This window comes from Mesorhizobium zhangyense, from assembly GCF_011045115.1.
Taxonomy (GTDB): domain Bacteria; phylum Pseudomonadota; class Alphaproteobacteria; order Rhizobiales; family Rhizobiaceae; genus Mesorhizobium_M; species Mesorhizobium_M zhangyense.
This window is the reverse complement of the sequence record NZ_JAAKZG010000014.1, coordinates 77,872-94,257: the sequence shown is the minus strand read 5'-3', so window position 1 is coordinate 94,257 and position 16,386 is coordinate 77,872. Positions and strand designations below refer to the sequence as shown.

The 16,386-nt window shown below is 62.0% G+C and carries 14 protein-coding genes; 3 read left to right on the top strand and 11 right to left on the bottom strand.

All coding sequences use genetic code 11. The features are described from left to right. Positions 1 to 61: 61 nt before the first annotated feature. From G6N74_RS24735 to G6N74_RS24695, 9 genes are all read right to left on the bottom strand, one after another. The gene (locus tag G6N74_RS24735; RefSeq protein WP_165120673.1) at positions 62 to 1,315 is read right to left on the bottom strand and encodes a phenylacetate--CoA ligase family protein; all 1,254 of its coding nucleotides are present in this window, start codon (positions 1,313 to 1,315) and stop codon (positions 62 to 64) included. Between the two features lie 28 nt (positions 1,316 to 1,343). Next, positions 1,344 to 2,024, bottom strand: a complete 681-nt coding sequence (locus G6N74_RS24730; protein WP_205826848.1) for a zinc metallopeptidase — start codon at positions 2,022 to 2,024, stop codon at positions 1,344 to 1,346. A 23-nt stretch (positions 2,025 to 2,047) separates the two neighbouring features. Further along, complete coding sequence (omp10, locus tag G6N74_RS24725) at positions 2,048 to 2,434, bottom strand: outer membrane lipoprotein Omp10 (RefSeq protein ID WP_165120672.1); 387 nt, start codon at positions 2,432 to 2,434, stop codon at positions 2,048 to 2,050. A 93-nt stretch (positions 2,435 to 2,527) separates the two neighbouring features. Next, a complete protein-coding gene (locus G6N74_RS24720; protein ID WP_165120671.1) occupies positions 2,528 to 3,973 on the bottom strand; it encodes a homospermidine synthase in 1,446 nt (481 codons plus the stop codon). Positions 3,974 to 4,079: 106 nt separating this feature from the next. After that, complete coding sequence (locus G6N74_RS24715; protein WP_165120670.1) at positions 4,080 to 5,015, bottom strand: heme-dependent oxidative N-demethylase family protein; 936 nt, start codon at positions 5,013 to 5,015, stop codon at positions 4,080 to 4,082. Continuing rightward, positions 5,012 to 5,299, bottom strand: coding sequence for a YciI family protein (locus G6N74_RS24710; RefSeq protein ID WP_165120669.1), 288 nt, complete (start codon positions 5,297 to 5,299; stop codon positions 5,012 to 5,014). Before G6N74_RS24710 ends, G6N74_RS24715 begins: the two co-directional genes overlap by 4 nt. Positions 5,300 to 5,329: 30 nt before the next feature. Continuing rightward, positions 5,330 to 5,989: an aminotransferase class IV family protein gene (locus G6N74_RS24705; RefSeq protein ID WP_165120668.1), complete on the bottom strand. Its 660-nt coding sequence runs from the start codon at positions 5,987 to 5,989 to the stop codon at positions 5,330 to 5,332. Further along, complete coding sequence (locus G6N74_RS24700) at positions 5,938 to 7,086, bottom strand: aminodeoxychorismate synthase component I (protein WP_165120667.1); 1,149 nt, start codon at positions 7,084 to 7,086, stop codon at positions 5,938 to 5,940. The genes G6N74_RS24705 and G6N74_RS24700 overlap by 52 nt, the downstream gene beginning before the upstream one ends. Positions 7,087 to 7,120: 34 nt before the next feature. Then, positions 7,121 to 8,956, bottom strand: a complete 1,836-nt coding sequence (locus tag G6N74_RS24695) for a M3 family oligoendopeptidase (protein WP_165120666.1) — start codon at positions 8,954 to 8,956, stop codon at positions 7,121 to 7,123. Between the two features lie 146 nt (positions 8,957 to 9,102). On the opposite strand from G6N74_RS24695, the gene G6N74_RS24690 reads away from it, so the two are divergent. Then, positions 9,103 to 10,617: a sigma-54-dependent transcriptional regulator gene (locus tag G6N74_RS24690; protein ID WP_165120665.1), complete on the top strand. Its 1,515-nt coding sequence runs from the start codon at positions 9,103 to 9,105 to the stop codon at positions 10,615 to 10,617. A gap of 291 nt (positions 10,618 to 10,908) precedes the next feature. Then, on the top strand, positions 10,909 to 12,684 hold the full coding sequence (locus G6N74_RS24685) for a peptidoglycan L,D-endopeptidase MepK (protein ID WP_165120664.1): 1,776 nt from the start codon (positions 10,909 to 10,911) through the stop codon (positions 12,682 to 12,684). Positions 12,685 to 12,974: 290 nt separating this feature from the next. Here the strand turns inward: G6N74_RS24685 and G6N74_RS24680 are convergent, their stop codons facing one another. Further along, positions 12,975 to 13,616 (bottom strand): 2-dehydro-3-deoxy-phosphogluconate aldolase, encoded by a 642-nt coding sequence (locus G6N74_RS24680; RefSeq protein WP_165120663.1) that lies wholly within the window; start codon positions 13,614 to 13,616, stop codon positions 12,975 to 12,977. A gap of 80 nt (positions 13,617 to 13,696) precedes the next feature. Next, on the bottom strand, positions 13,697 to 14,443 hold the full coding sequence (locus G6N74_RS24675; protein ID WP_165120662.1) for an N-acetylmuramidase family protein: 747 nt from the start codon (positions 14,441 to 14,443) through the stop codon (positions 13,697 to 13,699). Positions 14,444 to 14,617: 174 nt separating this feature from the next. Between G6N74_RS24675 and trhO the strand changes: the two genes are divergently transcribed. Further along, positions 14,618 to 15,544, top strand: a complete 927-nt coding sequence (trhO, locus tag G6N74_RS24670) for an oxygen-dependent tRNA uridine(34) hydroxylase TrhO (RefSeq protein WP_165120661.1) — start codon at positions 14,618 to 14,620, stop codon at positions 15,542 to 15,544. The last annotated feature ends 842 nt before the right edge of the window (positions 15,545 to 16,386 follow it).

The following is a 16,386-nucleotide window of genomic DNA, read 5'->3' as shown; positions in this document are numbered from 1 at the left end:
ATGTTCACATTGCGGTTTGGCGGATGCAAGAGGAATCCAGCCATAGTTGACGGCGCACCGATTATTTCGCGTAGTCGCGTTCGTCGGCAATTATCTTGCCGTCGTTGGGCAGCGAGCCCGGCATTGCGATCTGCACGTCGCCGCCGAGCTTGGTCACGTCGCGAAGCGAGGCTTCGAGCGCCGCTTTTTCCGGGGTTCGGCCGTTTGCCGGCTCGACATGCAGCACCATCGTGTCGCGTTCGCCGTCACGCCCGACGACCAGACGCGCCTTGGCGATCTCGGGATGGCGCCTGACGATGTCTGCGACCTGCTTGGGATCGACGAACATGCCCTTGATCTTGGTGCGCTGGTCGGCGCGGCCCATCCAGCCCTTGATCCGGGCGTTGGTTCGGCCGCATGGCGAAGCACCTGGCAGGATCGCGGAGAGATCGCCAGTGCCAAGGCGAACCAGCGGATAGGCGGCATTGAAGCCGGTCACCACGACCTCGCCGACCTCTCCGTCAGGAACAGGGTCGCCGGTACCGGGGCGCACGATCTCGATGATGACATGCTCGTTGATGATCATGCCGGGGAGGGGTGTTCCATCGCCCGCAGCACTTTCATAGGCGATGACACCGAATTCGGCCGTGGCGTAGCATTGCAGGACGTCTATTCCGCGCTCGCGGTATTCGGTTCGCAGCGACGGAAAGAGCGCGCCGCCGGACACCAATCCTCGGCGGAAGAACGAAAGATCCTTGCCGGCATCGGTTGCTCGATCAAGCATGACTTTCAGGAAATCCGGGGTGCCGCAATAGACGCTCGGTTTGAGGCTCGCTGCTGCCTCGACCTGCATGTCGGTATTGCCGGTTCCTGCCGGGAACACGGTGCAGCCGAGCGCACGGGCACCCTCGTCGAGGATGAAGCCGCCGGGTGTCATGTGATAGGCGAAGGCGTTGTGAACGATATCGCCGGGGCGGATGCCGGCGGCGAAGAAGGCGCGCGCTGCAGCCCCGTGGTCGGCCTTCAGGCCCTGAGGCTCCCACAGTGGTCCGGGCGACTGGAAAACGCGGCTGCCGGCGAGTGCTGCCGGATCGGCAAAGCCGCCAAAGGGCGGGTTGGCTTGCTGGAATTCCATCAGTTCAGCTTTTCTCAGAACTGGCAAGGTGGCCAGCGCTTGCCTGCTGATGATGGCGGAAAGGTCAATCCCGCCCAGCCACCGGGCAAGGCCGGGTGCGGCTTTCGTGGCGGTTTCGAGAAAACGAGGCAGTGCCTCGAACAATGCCTTTTCGCGATCGGCCGGGGCCTGGGTTTCGGCCGTATCGAAAAAAGCAGTCATCGCGTTCTCCCTCCGCGTTGCGGCGGGACTATCGCAAGACTCTGATCCAACGCGCAAGGTTGAACAGTGATATCAGGGCACCGGCGAGATAGGTGAATGCTGCGGCGCGCAGGACATGGCGCGCTGCGGGCATATCGCGCTCGTTCAGATATTTGCCACGCCGCAGAATTGGCAGGGCTTTCCCGAAACTCGCATCGAATTCGACCGGCAGCGTGACGAGGTGGACAATGGCGCGTATTGCCAGCATGCCGACGCCAAGGCCGAGACATGCCAGGAAAGCCGCCGGAGTGCGGAGGAGCGCGGCAAGGATAGGTGCGCCGATCAGGATGACTGATGCGATCTTGTCGGTGGTTATCGCCAGAACAGCCAGCCTGTGGCGCAACGCCAGCATCTTCTCGCCGCGACCATCCTGCAAGGCGTGGGAAACTTCGTGTGCTGCAATGGCGACCGCGGAAACGGACCTTCCGTCGTGGTGTGCAGGCAGCAGCCTGACGGCCTTCGCTTCGGAATCATAGTGATCGCCGAGTTCGGTCGTCTCCACCTTTACGTGGCTAAGGTCCAGTTCATCGAGCAGATGACGCGCCAGCTCACCGCCGGTGCCGGGAAAATCGGGGCGATCCTTGCCGTGGTGCGCTATGATCGACCGCACCCAGAACTGCGGCACGAAAACAATCGCGGCCAGCAGCACTATGCCGATGACAGCGATCAAAGCCCGCCCTCAGAAACGCTGGCTCAGCCGACCGCCGGACGGCGCGTCAGCACGAACTGCTGGCCGCCGGAGCTGGTGCAATTGAGCTGGTTGGCAGCGACCATCGAGCAATTGACGTTGCTGGTGGTCTGGCGGATCAGCGAGCGCATGGTGATTTCCACATTGCGGTTATCGGCCATGCGATAGCTGCCTTCAGCCAGCTTGTTGCCCGTGTCGAGCGCGTTGGTCTGGAAGGTGCCACCGGCAAAGCGTGAAACGGCAACGCCATCCGTGCTCATCCATTCGCCTTCGACGCCTTGCGGGGCCGCCGCGAGAGGCCCGCCACCCGGCCCAGAGCTGACGCAGCCAGCCAGAATGGCTGCGGTTGCGGCAATAGCTGCCGCCGAAAACAGTTTGCGCGCAATCGTCATGATAAAATTCCTTCCTCGGTCCGCAATCAAGCAATCACCCGATTTCCGGGCGATTGCAAGGGCTTGAGGATAGCAGAGACTTATGAAAAAGGGTTAACGTACCAGTATGTTACGGAACTGCCACGGGTCCTTGGTGTCGATGTCTTCTGCAAACAGGCCCGGACGGCCCTCTAGAGGCGTCCAGTCGGTATAGTAGCCCTTCACCGGGCCCAGATAAGGCGACTGCACTTCAAGGCAACGTGCGAAATCCATCTCGTCGGCTTCAACGATGCCGGCTTCAGGGTTTTCGAGCGCCCAGACCATGCCGGCCAGCACAGAAGAGCTCACCTGCAGGCCGGTCGCGTTCTGGTAGGGGGCGAGCTTGCGCGCCTGCTCCAGCGTCAGCTGCGAGCCAAACCAATAAGCATTCTTGTCGTGGCCGTAGAGCAGCACGCCGAGCTCGTCCGAGCCGTCGACCAACTCGTTCTCGTCAAGAACATGCTGCACCGGTTGCGCCTTGCCGGCGGCGCCGAACATCTCGTCCAGCGAAAGCAGGGCGTCGTTGCAGGGATGATAGGCGTAGTGGCAGGTCGGGCGATAGGAAACCTTGCCCTTCTTGTCGAGCACGGTGAAGAAATCGCTGATCGAGATCGCCTCGTTATGCGTCACCAGCAGGCCATATTGCGGGCCGGTGGTCGGGCACCAGGTGCGCACGCGGGTGTTGGCACCGGGCTGCTCGAGAAAGATTCCGGCCTTGGAGCCCTTCTTATGCTTCCGGGCGTTTTTCGGGGTCCATTTTTCATTGGTGCCCCAGCCGAGTTCTGCCGGCTGCAGGCCCTCGGAAATGAAGCCTTCCACGGACCAGGTATTCCAGAACGTATTGAACGGCTTGGGAGTCTTTGCCCGCTGGGTATCGCGCTCGGCGATGTGGACGCCCTTGACGCCGGCCTTCTTCATCAGCTTCGCCCAGCCGTCGCGGTCGTCCTGCGCCGGCGTGGCGAATTCGAGGCCGAGATCGGTGGCGAGGTTGACCAGCGCCTGCTTGACGAACCACGAGACCATACCCGGATTGGCGCCACAGGTGGAAACGGCGGTGGGGCCGCCCGGATGCTTGCGCTTTTCGGCCAGCAGCGATTCCCGCAGGGCGTAGTTGGTGCGCGAGGCGTTGTCGGCCTTGTCGTCGAAATAGAAGCCAAGCCACGGCTCGATGACCGTGTCGATATAGAGAACGCCGAGCTTGCGGCAGAGCCGCATGAGCTCGACCGACGAGGTGTCGACGGAGAGATTGATGCAGAAACCCCGGCCTTCGCCGTTGGTCAAGAGCGGGGTCAGGAGGTCCTTGTAGTTCTCCTTGGTCACCGCTTCGTGCAGGAAGGTGATGCCGCGCTCGTCGAGCAGCTTGCGGTCGGTGTCGCGCGGGTCGATGACCGTCATGCGCGACTTGTCGAATTTGAAATGGCGCTCGATGAGAGGGAGCGTTCCGCGGCCGATCGAGCCAAATCCGATCATCACCACTGGGCCTGTGATCTCACCGTAAACGGGCCATTTTTCTTTCGCCATTCTTCAAAACGCTCCTTGTTTGACGCCTCCAGAAAGTATTTCGGACGGTCGCCAGAGTGCCAGATCACAGATCGGCGTCACAATAAAGAAGATTCCGCCAACAGGGTTAGGAGGCGTCGGCCATCTGGCTCAAGACCGTGACCAGCCGATCGCGGTCGGCGCTGAGCCCCTTGTAGTCGAGCTGGGCCTGGTCGAGACCGGCAAGCTGGCCGGCGAAGGAGGCGGCCAGTGTTGCCTTTTCAGGGTGTTTCACCAGCGCCGAAAGCGGGTTCAGGTAGATGCGGATGGTGAAGAGGATATCCTGCGATTTCGGCAGTTTGCGCAGGGTCTGGCGCTCGACGCGGATGAAAGCCTGCGCGGCGATCTCGTCGTCTGACAACTTCGATGGCCGCATGGTCGCGCGGTCGATGCGCTGCCGTTGCGAGATGGGATGATAGAGCGCGTCGCCGGACTGCAGCGACCAGTTGAAGCGCTCGACGGCCTGCCCCTGCAACCTGTCGAACATGCGCTCGATCAGTTCGGCGGGCCGTGTGCCCGGTCCGAAGCCGGGCACTGGCTCGTGGATCTCATGCAGCGGCTTGCCGAATTTTTCCGTCAGGGACCATGACGAGGGGAAGCAGAGTGATCCGGCGGCGAGCCGCCAGCCATTGTCGCCCTTGCGCATCAGGATCAGGTCTTCTGGAACGAGCAGTGAAGCGGTGCGCAGCGGAGGCGTTTCCGCCGCGTTCAACTCGATGCGCCGACCAAGGGCCTGAATTTCTATTGCTTGGCCGGTATGACTGTAGGTTTTTGGAAAGCGCTCCGGCAGATGCATTGTCAGAAGATCAAGCACCTCGCGCTGCGCCTCGCGGGTATCCGGCTCCTCGACGAAGACTTTTTCCGGCAGCGTCTCGTAGAGCCGATCTTTCTCGGCGAGATAGATTTCGAGATCGCCGTCGATCTCGATCCATTCATGCGGGTCGAGCGGCTTCAGGCCGATCGTGAAGGGCTGTGATGAGCCGTCATAGGGCGTGTGAGTGAGCGAAGAGCTGGACGAGGTCATGCTTCCCTAAGCGCTTCGAGCCCTGCGCTGACAGTGGTGGCGACAAATTCGGTCACGTCATAGTCGGCCACTTTGGCGATGGCGAAAGGGTCTTCCCGTAGGCGTTTATCGAGAACTTCGCGGGTGCATCGCGCCAGGATAACGCCGCCGGTACGCGGTTTCTTGGCGCCGGATGCGAGGAAGATACCTTCGTCAAGGCAGGCCTTGACCCAGGCCATGTGCGCATCGCGATGCTTGTCGATCTCGGTCAGCGGGGCGGTATAGGTCAGGGAAACGACGAACATTCTGGTCTCCGGATTTGTGGGCAAACAAGATCATGCGAGTTGGGCGCGGATCAAGCCCCGCAGCGAATTGCCGACGAAGAGCGCTTTGGCCTTGTGTAGATCGTCAATTGTCAGAACGGCTTCGACGGCCTTTCCGGTTTCCAGCAATTCGACACGCAGAACGCCTGCCAGCAAGCCGCAATGAAGAGCGGGAGTGCGCAGCAAGCCGTCGCCCACATCGGCAAAGAGCGTGGTGATGGTTCCCTCACAGATTTCGCCGCGCTCGTTGCACAGGATTACTTCATTGGCTGCTTCCGGCGGAAATTCCGCCCGCGCTGCCTCGTAGGCTGTGCGTTTGGTCGTCTTGTGGCGCAACAGCATGTCGGTCGAGTCCAGCCTCACATTGGCTATGGCAAGCTTCCAGATGGTGTCGGCAGGGAGCGGTGCGAAAGGCTGTGTGGTGACTTTCGCACTGCCGTGCCGGTCGAGCGTCAGGCGAATGCGGAGCAGTGTGTTTCCGCTTACGCTGTCCGAAAGTTCGCGCTCCATCGCAGCCCGGTCGAACCTGAAGCCGAGATCGCGCGCCGACGCTTCAAGGCGCGCCAGATGCCTATCGCGCCGGATAAACCCTTGCACCGGCTCCCAGCGCAGCGTCTCGATCAGTTCGAATTCGGGCGGGTTCCCGTCGCAAAGCGGGCCTTCAGAAGACATTCCTCATATTCCTCTTCAGCCGTCGAATCGAAGACGATGCCGCCGCCGACATTGTAGACGGCCTCGCCCTCGGGATAGAGCGAGATGGTGCGGATGGCGACGGAAAAGCGCATCGTGCCGCCAGGCGCGATCCAGCCGATGGCGCCGCAATAGGCATCGCGCGGCGTGCCTTCCAGGTCATTCAGAATTTCCATGGCGCGGATTTTCGGCGCCCCGGTGATGGAGCCGCATGGGAAGAGGGCGGCGAATATCCGCGCGATCGTCAGATCGGGCAGGAGCTTCGCGCGCACGTGGCTGACCATCGTGTGCAGTGTCGGATAGGTCTCGATCTTGAAAAGCTCCGGCACGTCGAGCGTGCCGACTTCGCTGATCAGCGAGATGTCGTTGCGCAGCAGATCGACGATCATACGGTTTTCCGCCTGGTTCTTCGGGTCATTGCGCAGGAAGTGCCGCTGCGCCTCGTCCTCTTCCGGAGTTGCACCGCGCGGCGCTGTGCCCTTCATCGGATGCGTCTCGATCCAGCCGTCGGCGTCGATCTGGAAGAAAAGCTCCGGCGAGCGCGACAGGATGATCGGATCGCCGAGCGAAACCAGCGCACCATATTTCACCGGCTGGCGCTCGGTCAGCGCGTCGAAGGCGGCAAGCGGGTTGCCCGACCATGAGGCGTGGATCGGGAAAGTCAGGTTGCCCTGATAACAGTCGCCCTGGCGCAGATGCTGGTGCAGGCGCGAAAAACGTTTCTCGTAGTCCTCGAACGACCATGTCGCGCGGGCATCGAAGATCGGGCCGTTGGTGACCGGCTGGCGAAAGCCGGGCAGATCGTTTTCCGATGGACCGTCGAAGACGCCGAGGCAGATCAGCGGCGCACGGCGTCCATTCGGCAGGATCGGCCGCAGTTTGGGTTCCAGCAGATAGCCGGCCTCGTAGGAAAAATAGCCGGCAAGCCATTTGCCGGCATCATGCGCTGCCTGCACTTCTTCAAGCGCCGGGAAGAAGCTCTCCGGCGTGTCGGCGACAATAATCTTGTGCGGCCGGTCGAACAGGAGTTCGTGACCGGCTGGATCGTCTCGGAACAGGACGAACGGGGATGCTGGCATCGTTCTTAACCGGTGAATTCCAAATCTGCCCGGCTCAATCGAGCGTTTCCAGCTCGTCGATCAGGTCGCCGATGACGGCAAGGCCGATCTGCCAGAAGGCCGGGTCGGAGGCGTCGAGGCCGAACGGTCTCAAGAGCTCGGAGTGATGCTTGGTGCCGCCGGCGCGCAGCATGTCGAAATACTTCTCCTGAAATCCCCGTTCGGCATTCTGGTAGGCGGCGTAGAGCGAATTCACCAGGCAGTCGCCGAAGGCATAGGCATAGACGTAGAAGGGCGAATGGATGAAGTGCGGGATATAGGTCCAGAAGGTTTCGTAGCCTTCGCGCAACCTGATCGCCGGGCCAAGGCTTTCGGCCTGCACTTCGAGCCAGAACTGGCCGAGTTTGTCGGAGGTCAGTTCGCCGTTGCGGCGCTCGGTGTGCACCTTGCGCTCGAACTCGTAGAAGGCGATCTGGCGCACGACCGTGTTGATCATATCCTCGACCTTCTGGGCGAGCATGGCCTTGCGTTCGCGCCGCTCGGTCGTCTTGTCTAGCAATGAGCGGAAGGTAAGCATCTCGCCGAAAACCGAGGCCGTCTCGGCAAGCGTCAGCGGGGTGGAGGCCATCAATGCGCCCTGACCGCCAGCCAGAACCTGATGCACGCCGTGGCCGAGCTCGTGCGCCAGCGTCATCACGTCGCGCGGCTTGCCCATATAGTTGAGCAGCACATAGGGGTGAGCCGACGGCACGGTCGGATGCGCGAAGGCGCCGGGCGCCTTGCCCGGCCGCACCGGCGCGTCGATCCAGCGGCGGTCGAAGAAGGTGCGCGCGATCTGCGCCATATCCGGCGAGAACCGCTGGTAGGCCGACAGTACCGTGTCTTTCGCTTCGTCCCATCCGATCGTCGCCTGCGGTGTCTCGGGCAGAGGCGCGTTGCGATCCCAGTGGTTCATCACGTCCATGCCGAGCCAGCGTGCCTTCATCGCATAGTAGCGGTGCGACAGGCGCGGATAGGCGTCGCGAACGGCGGAAGCCAGCGCATCCACGACGCTGCGCTCGACGCGGTTCGCGAGATGGCGCGAGTCGGCGATGTCCTCGAAGCCACGCCAGCGGTCGGAGATTTCCTTGTCCTTGGCGAGCGTGTTGGTGATGAGCGTGAAGGTGCGCAGGTTTTCCTTGAAGGTGGCAGCCAACGCTTCAGAGGCCTTGCGCCGGATATTGCCGTCGACATCCTGAAGCCGGTTCAATGTCGGCTCCAGCGTCAGCTCTTCGCCGTCGATGTCGAAGCGCAGATCGGTCATCGTCTCGTCGAACAGGCGGTTCCATGCGCCGCGCCCGGTGATCGATTTTTCGTGGAAAAGCTGCTCGATCCGGTCTTCCAACTGGAAGGGCTTGTCTTTTCTCAGGTCAAGCACCCAGGGCCGGTAGTGGCCGAAGGCCGGGTCGGCATCGAGTGCGGCAAGAACATGCTCGTCCTCGACCAGATTAAGCTCCAGCGCGAAAAACAGCAGATGCGCGCTGGCATCCGTCATCTTCTCCTGGATATCGCCGTAGAGCTTGGCGCGCTGCGGATCGGCGGTGTTGCCGGCATAGATCAGACCTGCGTAGGAGGCGATGCGGCCGATCAGTTCCTCGATGGCTTCGTAGGTGCGGAGCGCTTCGCCGAGCCGGCCGTTCGCACCTTTCTGGGCTTCGATCGCCAGCGTTCCCTTCCAGCGAGTCTCGAAGGCGATTGCGTCTTCCGCCGCCTTTTCGAGGTCGCGTTTCAGTTCCGGCGCATCCATGGCCGCATAGAGGTCGGTCAGATCCCATTCGGGAAGATCGCCAAGATCACCGGCTGCGTGGCCGGAGGTCAGTGGAGCGGCGTTCCGCCCCGAAACCATGCGCATAGAATTACCTTCCGATTTCAGACGAGGAGAAGGCCGGACTTTTCTTAAAGCTTTCGTTCACCGGCTTTTTTGAAACCTTATTTAGAACCCTGTGCCAGTCTGATCCAGACAGCAATCAATCTCTAGTGCGATTCTCCGAATTATTCATGGCAGCTTGCGTTCTCATAGTCGACGACGATCCCGTGCAGCGGCGGCTTCTGGAGGCGGCCGTCACGAAGTTCGGCTATGAAACCATGCTGGCCGATGGTGGCGAGGCGGCGCTCAGGTTTCTTGAAGGCGGTAACGTCTCGGTCGTCATCCTTGATCTGGCAATGCCCGGCATCGACGGCATCGGCGTGCTCACGGCGATGCGCGAGCGCGGCATCAACCTTCCGGTCATCGTCCAGACCGCGCAGGGCGGGATCGAGACCGTCGTTTCTGCGATGCGCCATGGGGCGTTCGATTTCGTGGTCAAGCCGGCGTCTCCGGAGCGGCTGAAAACGGCGATCGCCAATGCCTTGAAGATCGAGACGCTGAGCAGCGAGGCGAAGCGCTCGAGCCGTAGCGGCGGCACGCTGACTTTCAAGGACATGATCACCAGAAGCCAGGCGATGGAGCGGGTTATCCGGCTCGGCCAGAAGGCTGCCGCTTCCAGCATCCCTATCCTGATCGAGGGCGAATCGGGCGTCGGCAAGGAACTCGTCGCCCGCGCTATTCAAGGCTCGAGCGCGCGCCGGTCGAAGCCGTTCGTCACGGTCAATTGCGGTGCGATTCCCGACAATCTGGTCGAAAGCATTCTCTTCGGCCATGAGAAGGGCTCGTTCACCGGCGCAACGGAGAAGCATACGGGCAAATTCGTCGAAGCTCATACGGGCACGCTGTTTCTCGACGAGATCGGCGACCTGCCGCTCGACGTACAGGTCAAGCTCTTGCGCGCAGTGCAGGACGGCGAAGTCGATCCGGTCGGCGGGCGCGCTACCGTCAAGGTCGATATCAGGCTGATCTCGGCGACGCACCGCAATCTCCTGCAGCAGGTCAAGGACGGCAAGTTCCGCGAAGACCTTTTCTACCGGCTGAATGTCTACCCGATCTACGTGCCGCCGCTGCGCGAGCGCCGCGACGATATTCCGCACCTCGTTCGGTATTTCATGGCGAAGGTGCCCCCGTCGGATGGGCGCGGCCGTGTCGTGGACATCTCGTCGCGGGCGCTTTCGATGCTTCAGGCCTATGACTGGCCAGGCAACATCCGCCAATTGGAAAATGCGGTGTTTCGGGCCTCCGTGCTGTGCGAAGGCGACGTTCTGACCGAGGAAGAATTTCCGCAGATCAGGGCGCAGGTGGAAGGGGTCGTCAGGCTTGAGGATGCTGTCTCCGACGAGGCACCCATAGATGATTCCGATCAGGCGCTGGTGCGATCCGACGTTGAACGTATGCACATCGCGCCGCCGGCTATCGCGCCTGAGACGCATTTCGGCATCCTGAAAGCCCTCGACGATCGAGGCAACGTCCGGTCGCTTGCAGAGGTCGAACTGGAGATGATCAAGCTGGCTATCGATCACTACAACGGCCAGATGAGCGAGGTCGCCCGACGACTTGGCATCGGACGCTCGACCTTGTACAGGAAGCTCAAGGAATATGGTATCGACCCGGAAACTGGTCGGGCCGAGCGCCTGGTGTCCTGACCCAATTCTTAACCAGCGCCACGCAAGGCCCAGACGATAAACCCCCGGTTTACCAAGAACTCCCGCGCTTAAATTTTGCCGGGATAATGCCACGGTGTCACCGCATTTCGACTTCAATAAGCAGTGATTAACCATTAGGATCGATATTCGGACGTAACTTTCCACGTCCGGAAATTCAAATCCGGGGACAAACGGCAGTCTGTAAGGCCTTTTGATTTGATTAGCATCAAGCGATTCACAACCCGGCGATTCTTCAAAACGACCGGCTGGCATGGTTTGCTGGCGGTATTGATGGTCGCCTTCGGTTTCCTCACTCTGGCAGCATCCGCGGCAAGTGCCGAGACACGGACGTTGAAGCTCTACTTCATCCATACCAAGGAGAAGGCGGAGATCACCTTCAAGAGGAACGGTCGCTACGATCAGTCCGGCCTGCAGCAGATAAATCGCTTCCTGCGCGACTGGCGCCGCAACGAACCGACCAAGATGGACCCGCGGCTTCTCGATCTGGTCTGGGAGGCGTACAAGGCCTCCGGTTCGCGTGACTACATCCACGTCGTTTCGGCCTACCGTTCGCCGGCCACCAATTCCATGCTGCGCGGCCGCAGCAAGGGCGTCGCCAACAAGAGCCAGCACATGCTCGGCAGGGCGATGGACTTTTATCTCCCGGATGTTCGCCTGAAGAAGCTTCGCGAGATCGGCCTGAAAATGCAGGCCGGCGGCGTCGGCTACTACCCGACCTCCGGCTCGCCCTTCGTTCACTTCGACGTTGGCAATGTGCGCCACTGGCCGCGCATGAGCCGCAAGGAACTGGTCGCGGTCTTCCCGAATGGCAAGACACTGCATGTGCCGAGCGACGGCAAGCCATTGCCGGGCTTCGAGCAGGCGGTTGCCGCCTATGAAGCCCGCAAGGGCAGGGGCGATCTGGCTATCGCCCTGGCCAGCAACAGCAGCGGCGGCAGCAAGCGTTCCGGTGGGCTTCTCGCGGCCTTCTTCGGTGGCGGCGGTGGAGCCGACGACGATGAAGACAGCAGCCCGGTCGTGGCTTCGGCCGCACCCGCTCCTGCGCCGAAGGCCGCTGTCAGGCAGGCTCCGGCAGCGCAGGCCCCGGCGGCCAAGTCTTCGTTGCCCGGCATCCAGATATTGTCTCCGGACGAGGCTCAGCGCGCCGATATTCCGGCCGCGGACACGCCGAGGCCGCAGGAGCAGACTCCTGAAACCATCATAGCCGCCCTGCCGACGCGCAACGTGCCGCTACCGGCATTGGCGCCGCGCCCACAGACCGAGGTCGCTGCGGCAGTTGCCGCTGCTCAGTCGCCGGAACAGGTTCCGTTCGGCATGGCGAGCGCGCCATTGGCTGAGACGCCGGCTGCTCCGGCGCAGGAGGTTGCGCTCAACATTCCGTTGCCGACGCGCCGTCCCGACTACACGCCGCCATCCGAACTGGCGACGCCTGCCCAGCAGCAAGCGATCCTGCTGGCACTGGCCGAGCCCGAGGGCAAGAGCCGGACAATGGCCGACGCTTCCCCCGTGCCGCTGCCGGGAAATCGCCCGGAAACGGCCGATCGCGATATGATCGTGGCCGCACTTCCCGAAGCGCGGCCGGCACTGCCCGAGCCTGCCAATGCTGATGCCGCCGCCAACGCCGCCGCGGTGGACGCGGAGCTCAAGGCAAGCCATGCGCGCGTCGCCGCACTCAACAATGCAGCGGCCTTGCGCGAAACGGTCACCGAACGCCCCGCGAGCACCTCTGCAGCTGCAGCGGTCGATACGGGTGCCAAGACGACACGCAAGGCGGCACGCGCCAGCGCCCAGGATTCGAAGCCTGATCGCAAGTCGGTCGTGGTCGCGGCTCAGCCGCAGGCCGCTCGCTGGGTGTTGCACAACGACTATGTGACGACGGCTTCGGCCGGAACACGCGCACCTTCCTTCGCCTACAACATCGTGCGTACCGCGCCACGTGAAGTCTACACCGCCGGTTTCCAGGCCGAGAACCAGCTGGCCGATGCCAACCGTTTCTCCGGCAAGGCGGTCAAGTTCCTGACGGTGGCGCGCTTCCAGACCCACTGACGGCAACGCCGAACTCGAAAAAAAGCGCCGGGTTTTGCCCGGCGCTTTTTGTTTGTGGGTTAAAGCTTTTCCGGCTCAGGTGGAATCGCTCCTCATCCCTCTGCCGGGACCGACCGGGGTTGAGTCACGGGTCTCAACTCGTCCCTCGGACCCCCGTGAAGAACGGGGAGAAGGAGGATGGCCGCAACGCTGGCGACCCCCTCTCCCCGTTCTTCACGGGGAGAGGGTAAGGGTGAGGGGCTGTTTCCCTCAAGACCTGAAATGATCTCGGTATCGGTTGAATGGAAAACTCAGCTCTTGCGCAGGCCAGAGGCTTCACGGGCGAGCGCCTCGATGGCAGCCCAATTGCCGGCCTTGATGAGATTGTCTGGCGCGACCCATGAGCCGCCGACGCAGTTCACATTGGGCAGGGACAGGTACTCCATTGCGTTCTTGGCGGAGACGCCGCCGGTCGGGCAGAAGTTGATGCCGGCGAAAGGCGAGGCGAGCGCCTTGAGGAAGGATACGCCTCCCGCCTGTTCGGCAGGGAAGAACTTTAGGAAATCCAGCCCGGCCTCGCGCGCGGCCATGATTTCTCCCGGCGTGATCGCACCCGGCAGCAGTGGAACCTCGCTATTGCCTGCCGCTGCCAGAAGCTCGCGCGTCACGCCCGGGCTGACGATGAATTTCGAGCCCGCCTTTTCGGCCTGCTCGAACTGCCGGGCGTCGAGAATGGTGCCGGAGCCGACGATTGCCTCCTCGACCTCGCCTGCTGCCCGCCGGATCGCCTCCAGCGCATCGGGCGTCCTCAGCGTGATCTCGATGGCGCGCAAGCCGCCACGGGCCAGAGCGCGCGCCAGCGGCACGGCGTCCGCCACATTGTCGATCTTCAAAACAGGGATGACCGGCTGGCCGTCGAGGAGGGAAAGGAGCTTTTCGGTCTTGCTGGACATCATGCTTTCTCTTGGCAGGCTGAAATTTCAATCGATTTAGCAGACGTCGACCGGCAAGTCCACGTAAGCACTGCCTGTTGTTATCCTCTCCAGAGGAAGTTCGCCAGTTTCCTCCACATTGCGCGCCAGCCGCCAGCCTGTGCCGTTTTGGCAGGGGGCGCCCCGGGAAGGGCGACCGTCGGCGAGTTCCGGGCAGGTGCGTCGCCAGACAACGAGGTCATCGCAGTTTCGGTGCCCGCTTCGCTTGCCTTGTAGCGCTTGTAGGCGGCTGCGATCTTCGTGTGGTAGGCGTGGCGCTTGTAATCCGGCCCATTGTAGCCGCGCGCGAAAGCATCCCAGTCGTGCCGGCGGATCGCCGGAACCAGGCCGCTCTTTTCAATATAGCGCTCCATCAGCCTCGTCTGGCCGGCGACGCCCGAGCGCGCTTGCCGCACCAAGGCGTCGACATTGGCGAAGCCCAGCCATGCCCAATGGGTGCCCATGACCTGGCCGAGGCCCCAGGAGACGGACTCATATGCCGCCTTGCGGTCAATGGCGGTCGCGCGTTCCAGCAGGTGCCAGCGAGCCTCCTGCGTCTTGGGGTTCGGGACACCACCCGCATTCGGTGACGAAAGCCGCTGCGTCCGCGCTTTGGCGCGATTGTCGGGCGACAGGCGCCGGTCGAAATAGTGCCCCTCGAAGCGGATCATCGGCTCCTTGCGACCTTTCACCAGAGCGTAGGCCTTGCCGGCACTTTCGACCTCGGCAATGGCCAGCAATGCGGCGGGTTCGATGTCGAGGGACTTTGCGACGGCGGAAATTTCGCGGATGGTTTCCTTGCTGAACATTGCGGCGGCACTCCTTGTTTTGCCCGCCAATTCTCGCCGCGTTTTCGCAGGCGGGGATAAACTTGCGCGTTTTGTGACAAGCCCGCCGGCGTGCTGCTGATACAAGATCATGAAAACATGGGTATTTTTCGCCGGGCTTGAAACAAAAACGCTCAAAAGCTACTGGCGGTGACCATGAATTCATCCACATCCCGCCAAGCCCTCCGCGTTGCCGCGCTCTACCGGTTCTGCCGGTTCGAAGCGTTTGCCGAGCTGCAAGCGCCGTTGGCCGCCTTTTGCTGCGCTCGTGGTATCAAGGGTACGCTGCTGCTTGCGCGCGAGGGCATCAACGGCACGGTGGCCGGAACCGAGGCGACGATCGGCGAACTCGTCGCCTGGCTCGAAGCCATTCCCGAATTTTCCGGGTTGGAGATCAAATACAGCGCGGCTGCCGAAATGCCGTTCCACCGCATGAAGGTGCGGCTGAAGCGCGAGATCGTGACGATGGGCGTCGAGGGCATCGACCCGCTGGAAGGGGCAGGGGCCTATGTCGCGCCGCAGGACTGGAACGCGTTGATTTCCGATCCCGGCACTTTGGTTATCGACACGCGCAACGACTACGAGGTTTCGATCGGCACTTTCCAGGGCGCGGTCGACCCGAAGACCAAGAGTTTTCGCGAATTTCCCGATTGGGTGGCGGCGCATCGCGACGAGCTCGAGGGCCGCAAGGTGGCGATGTTCTGCACCGGCGGCATTCGCTGCGAGAAGGCGACCGCCTATGTGAAATCGCTCGGCATCGAGGATGTCTTTCACCTGAAAGGCGGTATCCTGAAGTATCTCGAGGATGTGCCGGCCGAAGAGAGCCTGTGGCAGGGCGAGTGCTTCGTCTTCGACGAGCGCGTTTCCGTTTCGCATGGGCTCGAACAGGGTGATATAGGCCTTTGCCGCGCCTGCCGTCACCCGATCACGCCTGAGGAGCGGCTTTCGCCGCAGTTCAGCGACGGCGTGTCCTGCCCGCATTGCTATGAGGCCCGCACCGACGAGGATCGCGCCCGCTACGCCGAGCGCCAGCGCCAGGTGGAACTGGCTGAGAAGCGCGGGGCGAAGCATATCGGGAGTTAGGCGTTTCCTTCTCCCCTTGTCGGAGAAGGTGGATTGGCGCGCAGCGCCAAGACGGATGAGGGGTGTTGGAAGAAACTCCGGCGTCCACACTCCGTCCAACACCCTCATCCGACCTCCCCTTCGGGTAGGCCACCTTCTCCCACAAGGGGAGAAGGAGAGGCGCACTTCATCATCGCCACGCCCGGTTTTCACCGTCTGGCCATTGTCAAAGAACTCCCTTTACGAGGGTGGGAAGCGGGGCGCATGGCCGTGCCTTCCTAATGTTTAGTACGTGGCGCAGCTTCCGCGCCCCGCCGGCGATTTCTGTTCCCGTCCGTTCCGCTGCGATGAAGGCGACCTGTGCAGTGAACGCCTGCCCTACGCTAGGGCTCCGGGCGTTCGTCCGCTGCGCGGACCACTCCTCACCCTCCACATTCGTGTGGTCAGCCGTAGCCAAAGACCCGGGCTTTAGGGGCTCATCACCCAGCAGTGCTACCGCAACACCACCAGCCCGGACGCCGACGCTTCCCCCTGATCCCCGGTGCGCACCAGGGATCCCGTTGGAGGCGGATTTGCGAGGCAAGTATGCGCGAGGCCAAAGAGAGGGGATAAATGTGAGGTTTAAAGGAAAACAATGGGTTAGGTAGAAATCGGATGAAATTCTTCCACACACTTTCGTAGCCTTGAGCGAAGCAAAAACCTCTCCGTCGTCATCCCGGAAACCGGAGCGAAGCGCAGGTTATCCGGGACCCATTGACCAGCACGGCCGGGTACTGAGTTCCCGCTGTGCTATTGAAGCGCGCCAAGGCAAGGACCGGCCGCGCTTGACGATGCTGCTACCAATAGATCCCGGATAACCTCCG

What these genes read in the sequence shown, in the direction of transcription:
- G6N74_RS24735 (WP_165120673.1), bottom strand. Translation starts at nt 1,315, where the DNA reads ATGACTGCTTTTTTCGATACGGCCGAAACCCAGGCCCCGGCCGATCGC.
- omp10 (WP_165120672.1), bottom strand. Translation starts at nt 2,434, where the DNA reads ATGACGATTGCGCGCAAACTGTTTTCGGCGGCAGCTATTGCCGCAACC.
- G6N74_RS24720 (WP_165120671.1), bottom strand. Translation starts at nt 3,973, where the DNA reads ATGGCGAAAGAAAAATGGCCCGTTTACGGTGAGATCACAGGCCCAGTG.
- G6N74_RS24715 (WP_165120670.1), bottom strand. Translation starts at nt 5,015, where the DNA reads ATGACCTCGTCCAGCTCTTCGCTCACTCACACGCCCTATGACGGCTCA.
- G6N74_RS24710 (WP_165120669.1), bottom strand. Translation starts at nt 5,299, where the DNA reads ATGTTCGTCGTTTCCCTGACCTATACCGCCCCGCTGACCGAGATCGAC.
- G6N74_RS24705 (WP_165120668.1), bottom strand. Translation starts at nt 5,989, where the DNA reads ATGTCTTCTGAAGGCCCGCTTTGCGACGGGAACCCGCCCGAATTCGAA.
- G6N74_RS24700 (WP_165120667.1), bottom strand. Translation starts at nt 7,086, where the DNA reads ATGCCAGCATCCCCGTTCGTCCTGTTCCGAGACGATCCAGCCGGTCAC.
- G6N74_RS24695 (WP_165120666.1), bottom strand. Translation starts at nt 8,956, where the DNA reads ATGCGCATGGTTTCGGGGCGGAACGCCGCTCCACTGACCTCCGGCCAC.
- G6N74_RS24690 (WP_165120665.1), top strand. Translation starts at nt 9,103, where the DNA reads ATGGCAGCTTGCGTTCTCATAGTCGACGACGATCCCGTGCAGCGGCGG.
- G6N74_RS24685 (WP_165120664.1), top strand. Translation starts at nt 10,909, where the DNA reads ATGGTCGCCTTCGGTTTCCTCACTCTGGCAGCATCCGCGGCAAGTGCC.
- G6N74_RS24680 (WP_165120663.1), bottom strand. Translation starts at nt 13,616, where the DNA reads ATGTCCAGCAAGACCGAAAAGCTCCTTTCCCTCCTCGACGGCCAGCCG.
- G6N74_RS24675 (WP_165120662.1), bottom strand. Translation starts at nt 14,443, where the DNA reads ATGTTCAGCAAGGAAACCATCCGCGAAATTTCCGCCGTCGCAAAGTCC.
- trhO (WP_165120661.1), top strand. Translation starts at nt 14,618, where the DNA reads ATGAATTCATCCACATCCCGCCAAGCCCTCCGCGTTGCCGCGCTCTAC.